The sequence below is a fragment of the Telluribacter humicola genome (genome assembly GCF_017355935.1).
Classification (GTDB): Bacteria; Bacteroidota; Bacteroidia; order Cytophagales; family Spirosomataceae; genus Telluribacter; species Telluribacter humicola.
Window position 1 is genome coordinate 2,338,735 of sequence record NZ_JAFIQT010000001.1, and the last position, 14,146, is coordinate 2,352,880.

Annotated in this window: 12 protein-coding genes; 2 read left to right on the top strand and 10 right to left on the bottom strand. The window is 48.2% G+C overall.

Going from position 1 to position 14,146, the window contains the following annotated elements; translation table 11 throughout:
- Positions 1–2: 2 nt before the first annotated feature.
- Entirely contained in the window at positions 3–632 is a 630-nt protein-coding gene (locus JUB14_RS10010) for a hypothetical protein (RefSeq protein ID WP_207505714.1), read from the bottom strand.
- A gap of 176 nt (positions 633–808) precedes the next feature.
- On the opposite strand from JUB14_RS10010, the gene JUB14_RS10015 reads away from it, so the two are divergent.
- Complete coding sequence (locus JUB14_RS10015; protein WP_207505715.1) at positions 809–4,213, top strand: methylmalonyl-CoA mutase family protein; 3,405 nt, start codon at positions 809–811, stop codon at positions 4,211–4,213.
- Positions 4,214–4,283: 70 nt separating this feature from the next.
- On the opposite strand, the gene JUB14_RS10020 is transcribed toward JUB14_RS10015, so the two are convergent.
- From JUB14_RS10020 to hisB, 4 genes are all read right to left on the bottom strand, one after another.
- Positions 4,284–5,861, bottom strand: coding sequence for a SulP family inorganic anion transporter (locus JUB14_RS10020; RefSeq protein WP_207505716.1), 1,578 nt, complete (start codon positions 5,859–5,861; stop codon positions 4,284–4,286).
- Positions 5,862–5,896: 35 nt separating this feature from the next.
- Positions 5,897–6,544 (bottom strand): carbonate dehydratase, encoded by a 648-nt coding sequence (gene can / locus JUB14_RS10025; protein ID WP_207505717.1) that lies wholly within the window; start codon positions 6,542–6,544, stop codon positions 5,897–5,899.
- Between the two features lie 206 nt (positions 6,545–6,750).
- Positions 6,751–7,047, bottom strand: a complete 297-nt coding sequence (locus JUB14_RS10030) for a hypothetical protein (RefSeq protein ID WP_207505718.1) — start codon at positions 7,045–7,047, stop codon at positions 6,751–6,753.
- A gap of 472 nt (positions 7,048–7,519) precedes the next feature.
- A complete protein-coding gene (gene hisB, locus JUB14_RS10035) occupies positions 7,520–8,644 on the bottom strand; it encodes a bifunctional histidinol-phosphatase/imidazoleglycerol-phosphate dehydratase HisB (protein WP_207505719.1) in 1,125 nt (374 codons plus the stop codon).
- Between the two features lie 253 nt (positions 8,645–8,897).
- On the opposite strand from hisB, the gene JUB14_RS10040 reads away from it, so the two are divergent.
- Positions 8,898–10,355 carry a glycoside hydrolase family 28 protein gene (locus tag JUB14_RS10040; RefSeq protein WP_310586125.1) on the top strand — a complete coding sequence of 486 codons (1,458 nt, stop codon included), beginning with the start codon at positions 8,898–8,900 and terminating at the stop codon, positions 10,353–10,355.
- A gap of 128 nt (positions 10,356–10,483) precedes the next feature.
- Here JUB14_RS10040 and JUB14_RS10045 read toward each other — a convergent pair whose 3' ends face one another.
- The 5 genes from JUB14_RS10045 to JUB14_RS10065 all read right to left on the bottom strand — a co-directional run bounded on the left by JUB14_RS10045 (position 10,484) and on the right by JUB14_RS10065 (position 14,098).
- Complete coding sequence (locus JUB14_RS10045) at positions 10,484–10,963, bottom strand: GyrI-like domain-containing protein (protein ID WP_207505720.1); 480 nt, start codon at positions 10,961–10,963, stop codon at positions 10,484–10,486.
- A 97-nt stretch (positions 10,964–11,060) separates the two neighbouring features.
- Positions 11,061–11,747, bottom strand: coding sequence for a formylglycine-generating enzyme family protein (locus JUB14_RS10050; protein WP_207505721.1), 687 nt, complete (start codon positions 11,745–11,747; stop codon positions 11,061–11,063).
- A 289-nt stretch (positions 11,748–12,036) separates the two neighbouring features.
- Positions 12,037–12,702, bottom strand: a complete 666-nt coding sequence (locus JUB14_RS10055) for a DUF5412 family protein (protein WP_207505722.1) — start codon at positions 12,700–12,702, stop codon at positions 12,037–12,039.
- Positions 12,703–12,807: 105 nt separating this feature from the next.
- Complete coding sequence (locus JUB14_RS10060) at positions 12,808–13,554, bottom strand: energy transducer TonB (RefSeq protein ID WP_207505723.1); 747 nt, start codon at positions 13,552–13,554, stop codon at positions 12,808–12,810.
- A 205-nt stretch (positions 13,555–13,759) separates the two neighbouring features.
- Positions 13,760–14,098, bottom strand: coding sequence for a TfoX/Sxy family protein (locus JUB14_RS10065; protein ID WP_207505724.1), 339 nt, complete (start codon positions 14,096–14,098; stop codon positions 13,760–13,762).
- Between the last annotated feature and the right edge of the window lie 48 nt (positions 14,099–14,146).

The window sequence follows — 14,146 nt, forward strand, 5'->3', positions numbered from 1 at the left end:
ACCTACCATTTTACCCGACTGGGAGCCGACATCGCCCTTTGCTGCAGATTGCGCATCAGTTCAGGAAGGCGATAGTTTAACTTAAAGAATTCAAGGGAATCGACGACAATACGCTGCGGCAGTGTTGTCGTTTCCTGCTTTAAGACCGGGATCAGTATTTCGTGCTGTACGGAGGCCTGGTTGTCGGCATTGGTTGACAGACACAGGGCGTGCAGGCATTCAATATCTTCCTTCTCATTCCGCCCCACAAACATGATCATATTCATTGCAATGGGGGTATCCTCATTCTGCATAGTTATATTGATCTGCAGAGTAGTGTTGAGGATATAGGTGGCTATGCCCGAGTAGAGGTTCTTAAAAGAACGGATTACTACCTTCCCGTCGGGCTGGATATTCACAACATCCTTGTACACGACATTCTTGGTGCTGTCGAGCCAGTAGCGCTCGTACTTGCCTTTGAGGTGCCTGATATCCTTCTTCTCTTCAACGGAGTAATCGATGGCTGCTCCATCTATCAGCTCGTCAATATCTACAAAAGTGGGTAATTCTGTTTCAAATGTTTCAAGTAAGCTTCTTTTGCGAGCTTTCTTCTTGAGCTGTTTTATTTTAGGGTTAAAGTCAATCTTGTTCATAAGGTGATAGAGAGGTAAATAGTGGTGTACTTTTGAGGGAGCAATAAACGTGCTTAAATCAATAGTTAAATAACAATTTGACTAAAATCATACGTTTATATTCTTTCCAAGATAAAGAATCTTTTTATTAGATAATAAGTATTCTATCGACTCTAATTTTATTACAAATAAGATATATGGATCCTACCCAAACTATACCCTATACACCTACATTCCCTATCCGTGTGGTGACGGCCGGAAGCCTGTTTGATGGGCACGACGCGGCCATCAATATCATGCGGCGCCTGATGCAGGCTTCAGGGGTAGAGGTGATACATCTGGGCCATAACCGGTCGGTACAGGAAATCGTTGAAACAGCTATACAGGAAGACGTACAGGGGATAGCCGTTACCAGTTACCAGGGCGGGCATGTGGAGTTTTTTAAGTACATGTACGACCTGCTGCAGGAGCGGGATGCCGGTCATATCAAGCTCTTTGGCGGGGGAGGAGGTACTATACTTCCTGCCGAAATAGAGGAACTACACGCCCATGGGATCACACGGATCTATTCACCCGACGATGGCCGCAGCATGGGCCTGCAAGGGATGATCAATGACCTGGTACAACAGTGTGACTTCCCGACCCGCCTCTGGGAGCTGAACGGTCAGCTCAAAAGGCTACCTGAGACCAAAGATACAAAGCTCATCGCCCGACTAATTTCCGAAGCCGAGAATGGTTCACCGGAGTTCAGTAGGATCAGCAACAGCCTGCTGGCTGCCTGTCAGGTTCCCGTCATTGGAATCACCGGAACCGGTGGGGCCGGCAAATCGTCACTGGTGGATGAGTTAATCCGGCGCTTTCTGATGGATTTTAGTGACAAAACCGTAGCCATCATTTCCGTTGATCCGACCAAGCGCCGTTCGGGCGGAGCTCTGCTGGGGGATCGTATCCGGATGAACTCGCTGAACCCGGAGTTTCACGGGGGGCGGGTGTACATGCGCTCGCTGGCAACGCGCGGAGGCAACCGGAGCCTGAGCCGACACGTACGTGATGCCATTGATGTCTGTAAACTGGCCCACTTTGATCTGATCCTGCTGGAGTCATCAGGTATAGGTCAGTCCGATACCGAGATCACCGAATACGCGGACCTTTGTCTGTACGTGATGACAGCCGAGTACGGAGCCGCTACGCAACTGGAAAAGATCGATATGCTGGACTTCGCGGACCTGATCGCTATCAACAAATTCGATAAGCGTGGATCGCTGGATGCCTTGCGTGATGTACGAAAGCAGTACCGGCGCAACCATACCGTGTGGGAAGGAAACGACGAAGAGCTTCCCATATACGGTACAGTAGCTGCACAGTTCAACGACAGCGGGATGAATGCCCTGTACCGGAAACTCATGGAGCTGGTAGCCAAAAAGGCCGGGCAGGAAGGCTGGCTAGAGGGTAGAATGGTAGGCGATAGTACATCAGCATCTGCCACCTCATACAGTCAGGCTTCGATCATCGCACCGGACCGGGTCAGGTATCTGGCCGAAATCGTAGAGAACGCCCGCAGCTATCAGCAATTTGTCGAAGAGCAGACCACCCTGGCCCGGCAACTGTATCAGCTGGACGGATCGCTGAAGATCATAGAAAAAACGGGAAAGGATGATATACTGGCGGAACTACAAAAAGTGCGGACAGAGCTGGAAAATCGCCTGCACCACGAATGCGGCCGGCTACTCCAGGAATGGCCTGCTATGGTCACTAAATATAAACAGGACAAATACCAATACCATGTGCGGGATAAAGTCATTGAGCAGGACCTGTACGTACAGACACTTTCGAAGCTACGGGTACCTAAGGTAGCGCTGCCCCGCTACACCGACTGGGGCGACCTGCTGCGCTGGCTACTGACTGAGAATGTACCTGGGGAGTTTCCGTATACGGCTGGAGTGTTTCCCCTGAAACGGGCCAGCGAAGATCCTACCCGTATGTTTGCGGGCGAGGGCGGCCCGGAGCGCACCAACCGACGCTTCCATTACGTATCCAAAGAAATGCCCGCTAAGCGCCTGTCTACGGCCTTTGATTCGGTCACACTCTATGGTGAAGATCCCGACTACCGCCCTGACATATACGGTAAAGTAGGTAACTCGGGTGTGAGTATCTGTACTCTGGATGATGCCAAGAAACTGTACAGTGGCTTTAACCTGTGCGATCCGGCTACGTCGGTATCCATGACCATCAACGGTCCGGCTCCGATGCTACTGGGATTCTTCCTGAATGCTGCCATCGATCAGCAGTGCGAGTTGTATATCAATGAGCGGGGTGGGAAAGAGCAGGGTATACGGGAAGGCTGGCTCCAACCCTTCGAGGTACCTGAGTCAGCGCAGTATCGGGGTAATATACCCGACGGGAATAATGGCCTGGGGCTAATGCTGCTGGGAACTACCGGAGACAAGGTACTACCCGCCGAAGTATATCAGAAAATCAAAGCTAATACACTGAAACAGGTACGGGGTACTGTACAGGCCGACATACTGAAAGAAGACCAGGCCCAGAATACCTGCATATTCTCTACCGAGTTTGCCCTGCGGATGATGGGAGATATTCAGGAGTACTTTATCCAGCAGCAGGTCCGTAACTTCTATTCGGTATCTATTTCAGGTTATCATATAGCCGAAGCTGGAGCCAATCCTATCTCGCAGCTAGCCTTCACGCTGTCCAACGGCTTTACATTTGTCGAGTACTATCTGTCGCGGGGTATGCACATCGACGACTTTGCACCTAATCTTTCCTTTTTCTTCTCCAACGGCATGGACCCTGAGTATACCGTACTGGGGCGCGTAGCGCGGCGAATATGGGCCAAAGCCATGAGGCATAAGTACAAGGGCAATGACCGCAGCCAGAAGCTGAAGTACCACATCCAGACCTCCGGGCGTAGTCTGCACGCGCAGGAGATTGCCTTCAATGACATACGTACTACGCTGCAGGCCCTGCTGGCTATCTACGACAACTGCAATTCACTCCATACCAACGCCTACGACGAAGCCATCACTACGCCTACCGAAGAGAGCGTAAGACGGGCCATGGCCATACAGCTTATCATCAACAAGGAGTTTGGCCTGACCAAAAACGAAAATCCCCTGCAGGGCTCTTTCATCGTGGAAGAAATGACGGATCTGGTTGAGGAGGCGGTGTACCAGGAGTTCCTGAGCCTCAATGAGCGGGGAGGGGTACTCGGGGCTATGGAGCGGATGTACCAGCGTGGCAAGATTCAGGATGAATCTATGTACTACGAAATGCAGAAGCATACCGGAGCACTACCCATCATTGGAGTTAATACGTTCCTGGATCCGGAGGGATCGCCTACCATTACCCCCCGGGAGGTGATACGGGCTTCGGAGGAGGAAAAGCAGTATGCCGTGACATCACGTAAAGCATTCCAGGAGCGGAATCGGGAGGAGGCAGAGGCAACGCTGAAAGAGCTCCAACGGATAGCCCTGGCCAATGGCAATGTGTTCAAAGGGCTGATGGAAGCCACTAAGGTATGTACATTGGGTCAGCTTTCATCGGCCCTGTATCAGGTAGGTGGTCAGTACCGACGGAACATGTAAGACCAGAGAGTCTATAAAACAAAAGAGCCACAGCACAAAGCTGTGGCTCTTTTGTTTTATGCTTATACTATTAATGAGCTTCTACCTTTGATACCTCGGGTATAGCTATCGTTTCAACTGTGATGTTCTTGAGAGGTGCTGTATGCTTCTTGAAGTTTTCAATGATCTCGAGTACATCATAATCGATCGCTACCGATTTAGAGCCATCAATGATGATGGTTGAGTTTTCGGGAAGATCCTCCAGCGTATGGTTAATACTTCCTTTGTTCAGGAAGGTTACCTCTTCTGAAAGGATTAGCTTCACCACATTTCCATTGGATTGCTCCTCTTTTACATAATGGTGCGAGTGCTCGTAATTCTTACGAAGGATAAAGTAGATGGCCACTGCCATTCCGATCGCGATTCCTTTGAGCAGGTCGGTGCTGAGGATCGCGATTACCGTCACGATAAACGGAATAAACTGATTCCAGCCTAGCTTATACATACCCTGGTACAGGCTGAACTTGGATAGCTTGTAACCTACTATCAGCAGAATAGCCGCCAGCGAAGCCAATGGAATGTAGTTCAGGATAGTAGGGATAAACATAGCCGAAAGTAACAGGATACAGCCATGTATGATCGTTGAAGCCTTGGTCCTACCACCTGAGGCGATATTTGCCGAGCTTCGTACGATTACCTGCGTAATAGGCAGACCACCGATCAATCCGGACACCAGGTTACCAATACCCTGCGCTTTTAGCTCACGGTTAGTAGGGGTAGAGCGCTTGAAGGGGTCCAGTTTATCCGTCGCTTCTACACACAGCAGAGTTTCGATACTGGCAACAATGGCCAGCGTGAAGGCTACTGCATATACATCTGGGTTAGAAAGCGCCGATAAGTCAGGAAACTTGAAAAAGCTCAGGAACTCACTGGCACTTCCGGCTACCGGCAGCTGTACCATGTGCTTTCCGGTAAGTGCCCACTCAGGCATGGAAGTGATAAAGAACAGGTTGATCAGAATACCCAGAACTACTACAAACAAGGCACCAGGTACGAACTTGAACAGTTGGATACGCTTCATGAAAGGCTGCTCAAACAGGAGCAGCAGACCCAGTGAGATAGCTGAAATAATGATAGCCCCTGTACTGTTGTACCTGAACGCGTAGTAGATCTCGGTGAAGGTATTATGTCCATCCAGCTGAGTGAAGGCTTCGTCTCCGATAAAGTCTTCGTCGTAGCCAAGTGCATGAGGAATCTCTTTCAGGATCAGCGTGATACCAATTGCAGCCAGCATGCCTTTGATGACCGATGAAGGGAAATAGTACCCAAATACACCAGCCTTCAGGAATCCGGCAACTAATTGAATAATACCGGCCAGACAAACCGCGGTCAGGAAAGCTTCAAAGCTGCCAAGCGAACTGATCGCATTGACAACGATAACGACCAGACCCGCAGCCGGACCGGACACACCCAGCGGTGACCCACTAAATGAGCCCACTACTATACCCCCGATTATACCGGCTATGACACCGGAAAACAATAAATCAGGCCGTCCGGTTGAGGCAAGTGCAATACCCAGACACAGGGGCAAGGCAACAAGATAAACTACCAGACCGGCGGGTAAGTCTGATTTAATGTTGGCGAAAAAGCCTTTATTATTATCTAACATATCGCTAGTCTTTTTTAAAATAGTATTGGGGAATGTTAGTTTAACACTCCCGTGTCAAACTTATAGACGCTGTCGATTTCAGTGTTATCTCTGACAGTCACGTTCAGGTCTTTCAGTAAGCCATTGGCTATATCATACACCAGGCCGTGCAGGTGTAGGAACTGGCCACGGGCCCAGGCATTCTGAACGATGGATGTCTTGGACAAGTCATATACCTGCTCATGTACATTCAACTCAACCAGTCTGTCCGTTTTTGTTTTCTGGTCTTCGATAGCTTCCAGCTCATCTTTGTGCAGGCGGTATACATCCTTGATATGGCGCAGCCAGTTATCAATCAGTCCTACCTGCTTGTTACCTAATGCTGCGGCTACTCCACCGCAACCATAGTGTCCACATACGATAATGTGTCTTACGCCCAGTACATTTACCGAGTAGTCAAGTACGCTTAGCATGTTCATATCGGTATGTATGACCATGTTGGCGATATTACGGTGCACAAAAATATCACCGGGTAGTGTACCGGTGATCTCGTTGGCCGGAACCCGACTGTCCGAGCAGCCAATCCATAAGAACTGAGGACTCTGACCCTTGGCCAATGTTTCAAAGAAACCAGGGTTATCACGGTTCATATCTTCAACCCACTTCTTGTTCTGTTCGAATAGTTTTTCGTATGCTAAAGCCATTGCTATAATAAGTTAGGATTATGAGATGTAATTAGTATATGTAACAACAGGATGTAAAGAGATCCTGTTGAATGATATTGATTCTAAAATGAGGTAAATGAAAGCATTGGCAATAACTACCAAAAGCTACTTACGGTTTTATACGCACACAAAAAACCAATGCATACAGCATTTGTTGATCAGCGCAAATAAAATATAGAAGGAAATTATACTCGTTCCGGTGGAGGGGAGAACTGATTGGAATGTATTGATGCAATCAGTTTGGATCTGAAGTAGTAGGTTATCTGAATGGGAGCAGGCGTAGAGTTCCTATGAAAGAAGACTTCAAAGCTGGAAAAATGCTTGTCTAAATAGCTGGCTTCCTTTGCCTCCTCCTGTCCGTTTTCACACTCACCCGTGCATTCTATGGCTGTTTCATCACCGACAAAAAAAGTATCTATAACATTGGTCGCACTACCAATGAAATAGATGGTTGCCAGTATGAAGAACAGTCGCTTTAGCAAAGTGTTTCTTTGTTTAGGTTAATGGCTTTACCTTAGTCTAACGCTAACATACCTGCCGGTAGTTCATTACTAAGCTCCAATTTACCTGTTTGATCGGGTTTGATTCCTTATTTCTATAAAACAGGTTCATGTCAAAAATACTCAAAAATGTACTATAAAAGTAGTTTTGACATACATATTTCTGTGTAAAGAATTGAAAGCTACTGATTATAAGTGAAGAAGCCTGAGTTATAGGACCTCAATAAAAAAGGGGACGTCAATAGGTCCCCTTTTTGTTGAAATCTTATCGCTTGTAGCCTCTTTCGTGATTTTCGAGCCAGCGCCCAACTACAAATGCTGTCCCTAACAGAACAACGAAGAATAATATGGTGAGTATGTCCGTCAACATATGTCTGAATATTTTAGATTTCCGGTAAAGACTGCTGCAAAAATAAAGAGGGAATTGAATCTTCCCGAATCTTATTACAAAAAATTATAAAACTCCCTTGGTGGAAGGTAGTACATCCAGTGCTTTCATATCACGACGAACGGCCATCTTGATCGCCTTGGCAAAGGCCTTGAAGATGGATTCTATCTTGTGGTGTTCGTTCTGACCCTCTACCTTGATGTTCAGGTTAGACAGTGACGTATCCGTAAAGCTCTTGAAAAAGTGGTGGAACATCTCGGTAGGCATGTCGCCAATCTTCTCCCGCTTAAACTCCGCCTCCCACACCAGCCAGGGACGTCCCGAAAAGTCAATAGCTACCTGAGCCAGCGCTTCATCCATCGGCAGCAGGAAGCCATAGCGGTAGATTCCCCGCTTATCGCCCAGGGCCTGTCGATACGCTTCGCCCAGAGCCAGCCCGGTATCTTCGATGGTATGGTGCTCATCGATGTGCAGATCACCGTCTACCTTGATGGTCAGGTCTGCACCCGAGTGGCGGGCCAGCTGGTCAAGCATGTGGTCAAAGAAGCCTAGTCCGGTATGGATGTCGGAGCGGCCGCTGCCATCCAGGTTCAGTTGGATTCTAATCTTAGTCTCTTTGGTATTGCGCTCTACCGAGGCGGTACGGGAGGGTAGCTTCAGATGTTCAAAGATCAGGTCCCAGTTGTCCGTTACCAGCGCGGTAACCTGCTTCTGCTCGTCGCTTAGGCCCTCGGTAGGTACCTTGGGTGCGATCAGGATAGCCTTACTTCCCAGGTTCACCGCCAGTTGTACATCCGTAAAGCGGTCACCGATCACGTAGCTGTTGGCCAGGTCGTACTCCTCGCTGAAGTACTGCGTCAGCAGTCCGGTAGCGGGCTTGCGGGTAGATGCGTTTTCGTGGGGGAAAGAACGGTCGATATGAACGGCTGCAAACTGAATACCCTCTCCTTCAAGCGTCTTCATCATCTTGTTATGGGCCGGCCAGAAGGTATCTTCGGGGAAGGAGTCTGTACCCAACCCATCCTGATTGGTTACCATCACGAGCTCGTAGTCGGTTTCTTCAGCAATGCGGCGGAGGTTAGACAGGGCCTTGGGCAGGTACTCGAGTTTTTCGAGAGAGTCAACCTGAAAATCGGTAGGGGGTTCGACGATAATCGTACCGTCGCGGTCAATGAATAGTACTTTTTTCATGTAGGGGAACCGGTCAATGGCAGACGCCTTTGCATCTGTGCTGCAAAGTTGGGGAATTGGGAGGGAAAAGCGAAAGGAGGCAAGTGAAAAGTGAGAATTGAATAATGAAAAGTGGGCAGTATAGGGCGATGAGAGAGAATATATCTGCAAGGAGAGGGGGGAGTTGTACCTATTCTTCGTCTAAGTTTCCACGGAGCCTGGTTCCCACAATTCCTGAACACTCAGCCTCCCGATCTGTTTAACTACACGGTATATGACCAAAAATAAACTTTTTCACGCTCTCCTGATCCTACTGGGGGCTGCCATGTGCATAGCAAGTTGCAAGACAAGTACCTCTACCACACGAATGAAAGCCGAAACCGACCCCTGGCAGGAGCTACCTGCCCTGCTTGCGCAGATCCGAAAACCTGATTTTCGACAGAAAGACTACCCCATTACCCAATACGGCGCGATAGGCGATGGTACTACCGATTGTACCGACTCCTTCCGAAAAGCCATCGAAGCCTGCCACCGCGAAGGCGGCGGACGAGTGGTAGTACCTGCCGGTAATTTTTATACCGGGCCTATTCACCTAAAGAGCAACGTCAACCTGCACGTCGTGAAAGAGGCTACGATTTCCTTCTCGACCCGCCCCGACGATTACCTGCCGCTGGTATTTACCCGCTGGGAAGGAGTGGAGATGATGGGCTACTCGCCGCTGATCTACGCCTTTGAGCAAAAGAATATAGCCATAACCGGTGAAGGTACCCTCGATGGCCGCGCCAATGCTACCAACTGGTGGCCCTGGAAAGGCAATGCGCACTACGGGTTCAAGAAAGGGCAGCCTAGTCAGGTGGACCCGGACAAGCGCAAGGCACTATTCGATTTGGCCGAGCGGGGCGTACCTGTGCAGGACCGGAAGTTTGGCACCGGGTCGTACCTGCGCCCGCAGTTTGTGCAGCCCTACCGATGCGAAAACGTCCTGATTGAAGGCGTTACCTTTATCAACTCGCCTATGTGGATACTGAACCCCGTGCTATGTACCAATGTGACGATCGAAAAGGTGACCGTAACCAGCGACGGCCCCAATAACGACGGCTGTGACCCCGAGTCCTGCAAGAATGTACTGATCAAAGACTGCTACTTCAATACTGGTGATGACTGTATCGCTATCAAGTCGGGCCGGAACGCCGATGGCCGACGTCTCAATGTACCTAGTGAGAATATCATCGTTCAGAACTGCACTATGGCCAGCGGCCACGGCGGTGTGGTGATCGGTAGTGAAATATCGGGTGGTGTCCGCAATGTCTTTGCCGAAGATTGCAAGAAGAACAGTCCCGAGCTGGACCGCGTGCTCCGCATAAAGACCAACACCGCCCGCGGAGGTATTATCGAGAATATCTACATGAGGAACATCGAGGTAGGGCAGGTGAAGGAGCAGACCATCATCGCTACCATGTACTACGAAGACACCGGCAATCACATGCCTATCATCCGCAATATTGACGTACGCAACATGACCGTAAAGAAAGGCGGCAAAACGGGCGTACTGCTGGAAGGTTACCCCGAGTCCCCCATCCAGAATGTCCGCCTCACCAATGTAATTATCGAAGGTGTCGAGCAGCCTTATAAGTTCTCCCACGTCAAGGACATTCATGCGACCAATCTTACTATCAACGGCGAGAAAGTACAGTTGGCGGAGGCAGCGAAGAAGGTAGGGGAGTTAAACTAATCCACAACTTGTATCTTAACCAAGGCCTGTGGAGACACAGGTCTTTTGTTTTGTAGGTTAATTTGTTAGGTCTGTGGGGAAACAGACCAACGTGGCGTGGAGAAGCAAAACTCTTTATAAAGCCAATGCTATTGCCTAGGCTTAATGGGTATCCAGATATCTTCTTCCGAGGCAGGATCATTATTCTTGTACTTGTCACCCAGTACCTCAAAGTGGGGGCGGTGGTCTAGCTGGTACTCAGAGGCTGGTAGCCAGGTGGTATAGATGTACTGGTACACGCTGGTGTCAGTACTAAGGCCTTTGTAATGAAAAACAGCATAAAGGCCAGTGGGTAATATGAATGTTTCCATATCATCAGGTACGGCCTCAAAGTCGGTCACCTCTACGGCCGCCCACTTATCAAATTCCTTATCGGGACTGAAAGACTTGAAATAGCCAGGTTCATATTCCTGTATGGAGTACAGCTCCGAGCTGATCTGGTTGTGTACGTCCTTTCGTCGGGGCAGGAAGCCTCGCCATAGTTCACCAGTACGGTTGTCAGTTAGAGACATTCTTAGCCTATTACCTACTAGTTTCTTTTCGGTTAGGGGTACAATGGATGGTTCCATGCTTGTGGTGGTCTGGTAGTAGACAGGTACTAGTAATGGGTTTGAAGTATCAGCATGCGGCATACCTGATGGTTACCTAAAAGGTACAGCACCTGGGCTAACTACTATTTCTGGCGATTCTGAACCCTAGGTCGTCGATCCGGAACGAAATAGGATGACTTCGTCTTCTGGTGGTTGCCATCACACTGCGTTCTTCGTCGTACCAGCCGCCCCCTCTGAAAACCCGGTACGAGCCATACACTTCTTCATCATATATGTCTGAGCACCATTCCCAAACATTGCCCAGCATGTCATAGAGTCCCCAGGCGTTAGGTTGTTTCTGGCCCACGTCCTGAGTTTGCTGGCTGGAGTTGGCTTTGTACCAGGCTATCTGGTCCAGTTCACCGTAGGTGATGGCGCGGGTACCGGCCTGGCAGGCATACTGCCATTCGGCCTCGGTAGGGAGCCGGAATCCATTCGCGGTTGGGTCAAAAGTGATTTTGTCCTCGTTAGGCAGTAGGGTATAGCAGGGGGTGAGCTCCGTAAGGCTGGATAATGTATTGCAAAACACCACAGCATCCTTCCAGCTGACCGTCTCTACCGGGCGGTGGCTACCTTTGAAACTGCTGGGGCTTTCATAGGTAATCTTATGATAAAATTCCTGAGTCACCGGGTACTTCGCTAGGAAAAATGCACGTACCTGAGCCGTCCACTTGGTTTTGGTGCGGTCGTCTCTCATTTCCACGTACCCTTCCGGTATTTCCACCATCAAATCTCTGATGGCCGGCAGATCTATGGGGGGCATACTATTGGTTTTCAATCGTATTCTTCTGGTTTGTTGTATGTTTTGAGCAGGGGGATTTGTCCATTAGGGATACCCTGGATGAATACCACGAGCCTGATCCATCCCGTAGCTTCTTCCGAATGAGTACCTCTGTTTCATGCTGGATAACACATTTTAGAGCTATGGTGTCTGAGGAGGTATTAGGTAATAAAACTTTCAATATAGGTAATCGATTATACACCAGGGAATAGTACTGGCGTAACGGCGACGTTACTCCATGAGTGGTGGATCAAGAGGATTGGTAATAGTTTTATTCCATTGCGTCCCCAAAGAAAATAGAGCAGTCTGTATTATTGATTTTTACTGATTGCGCGTCAATCCATTGAATAGTCGGTTCATCACTCCACCTGCCTACATAGAGGCGCCTTTTCCACTGGACTTGCCCGCCAAAGGTACGCATAACACTTACTTCGGTACTTCCTCCGGTTGCCCCTGCGTCATGTTTTTCAATTGTCAGCAGAAACTTCCCATCAGGCGAAGGTAGGGTTTGAGTTATGCTGGTTGCTCCGAAGCCTGTAAAGATCAGAGAAAGCAATAGAAATAAGATGCAAGGGGCTAATGATAGAATTGATAAGAAGCGGACAGCCACCCTTGTGTATTTATTATCTCTGTACTTTGAAACGGCAGGGATAATAAAGAGGAGTAATACCGTTAGTAGTATCAGACTAATCGTATCCCACAGCAGAAACAAGGAGGAGAAGGCGATACCCAGGATGCTAAGAACGTCGGATTTTGTGATGGTTTTGCTTTTTGAATAGAAGTGTCCGGCCAGGAGCGAGAACAGGAGTAATATAATAGTATGGAGCACGATAGCTATATCGGACAGCAGCAAAAAGCCAATCTGACGGAATAGGATAGTAACCATCAGGATGGTGAGCAACCAAAGCGGTGCCTTTTTACTAGTGATATTTAACATAAAGGAAAAAGTATCAGCTCGGAAACTACAAGGGCATAGTGGCTCCTGAAGGTAGCTAAGGCTTGCAGCGAGGAATAGTAGGGTACTATATGATAGTTAGAATTCTTATTGTAATGAGAAATTAACCGGAAGATTAAACTTTACCTGTACAGCTTTTTGATCTCTTGCTCCTGGTTTCCATTGGGGCATAGACTTAACCACTCGCAAGGCTTCCTTTGAAAAAGCATCATGCGGAGATTCACGTATAGCTACATCTTGTAAGGAACCATCGGTATCGATAACAAAGGTTACTACGACTCTGCCCATGATATTTTTCTTTCCAAGCGATTTTGGGTACTTGATATTGGCAGATAAGTAGTTATACATAGCGGGAATACCTCCGGGAAATTCCGGCTTTTCTACAATACTCTCACTGCCATCCTCCTTGTAGTACCTTTCTTCTAGCAGGCTTCCAATGTTGTTGTACTTCCTGTAAATATCAATCTGTCCATTTTCGTAGTAAACGATCGCTTCATTAATCGGTCGGCCAGCCAAAAACGTCTTTTTGGCTTCCAACTGTCCGCTCGGATAGTACTCTTCAAAAATACCGTGTGGTTTCCTAAGACCTTCTTCCAGATATCTGCCTTGCTTACAGACCTGCCCAGTTTTGTAGTAGTCAATCACATGCCAGTACTTATTTTCATAATTGTAGACCACTCTTTTGTATTCAGCCTTAGAACTATCAGCGATTTGCTTCCAGTCACTATCATACCATTCGCTGTGGTAAACGAAATGAAGGGTATCGGTTTGACAAAGGGCATTAAATGAAACGCAAAGGAGGCAACAAAAGCACAGGGTACTGATTCGATTCATACTATTGATGAGGAGGGCTGATTGATTGGCTAAAAAAGGAATTAAGTACTATTCTTCATATTAGATGACTAGTACTCGCTCAATAACGCAAGGAACGTGCCAATTGAGCTTCCGTTAGCTAACAGATCAGGCTATGAAGCCATTGTGGCTTGGTTGAAGAACTAGTAGAAAGGAGATAGTGGTCTGAGGATGAGGTAGTGAGGTACTATTTCTTTTTGGATTTTTTAGCCCGGCTGTTGTAGTCAAAGGCCAGGTCCATCCAGTATACCAGGTCTGTTCTGGATTTGATGGCTTCCTGATCCACCAGAATCCATCCTTTCATAGACCGACCCGTAGAATCCATGGGGCGACAGCCATTCCTTTCAATGACTTCCTCGTACAAGACTGGATCAATCCGGCACAGGAGACTGTCCCCCATGACTCCGACACACATTTTCTCCTTGTACATGAATATCAGGCCCCCCATCATTTCCTTTTCTTCTACACTGGTAAGGGAAGCTAGTTGCTCACGTACTCTGTCAGCTATGATCTTGTTGTAGGGCATTTTAACATTATTTTAATGACATCAGGTTGAAGAAGTTGGTTAGAAATA

Excerpts from the sequence above, each read along its gene's own strand:
- hisB (WP_207505719.1), bottom strand. The coding sequence starts at position 8,644 with ATGAAAAAAGTACTATTCATTGACCGCGACGGTACGATTATCGTCGAA.
- JUB14_RS10065 (WP_207505724.1), bottom strand. The coding sequence starts at position 14,098 with ATGCCCTACAACAAGATCATAGCTGACAGAGTACGTGAGCAACTAGCT.
- JUB14_RS10055 (WP_207505722.1), bottom strand. The coding sequence starts at position 12,702 with ATGTTAAATATCACTAGTAAAAAGGCACCGCTTTGGTTGCTCACCATC.
- can (WP_207505717.1), bottom strand. The coding sequence starts at position 6,544 with ATGGCTTTAGCATACGAAAAACTATTCGAACAGAACAAGAAGTGGGTT.
- JUB14_RS10050 (WP_207505721.1), bottom strand. The coding sequence starts at position 11,747 with ATGCCCCCCATAGATCTGCCGGCCATCAGAGATTTGATGGTGGAAATA.
- JUB14_RS10060 (WP_207505723.1), bottom strand. The coding sequence starts at position 13,554 with ATGAATCGAATCAGTACCCTGTGCTTTTGTTGCCTCCTTTGCGTTTCA.
- JUB14_RS10045 (WP_207505720.1), bottom strand. The coding sequence starts at position 10,963 with ATGGAACCATCCATTGTACCCCTAACCGAAAAGAAACTAGTAGGTAAT.
- JUB14_RS10010 (WP_207505714.1), bottom strand. The coding sequence starts at position 632 with ATGAACAAGATTGACTTTAACCCTAAAATAAAACAGCTCAAGAAGAAA.
- JUB14_RS10020 (WP_207505716.1), bottom strand. The coding sequence starts at position 5,861 with ATGTTAGATAATAATAAAGGCTTTTTCGCCAACATTAAATCAGACTTA.
- JUB14_RS10015 (WP_207505715.1), top strand. The coding sequence starts at position 809 with ATGGATCCTACCCAAACTATACCCTATACACCTACATTCCCTATCCGT.
- JUB14_RS10040 (WP_310586125.1), top strand. The coding sequence starts at position 8,898 with ATGACCAAAAATAAACTTTTTCACGCTCTCCTGATCCTACTGGGGGCT.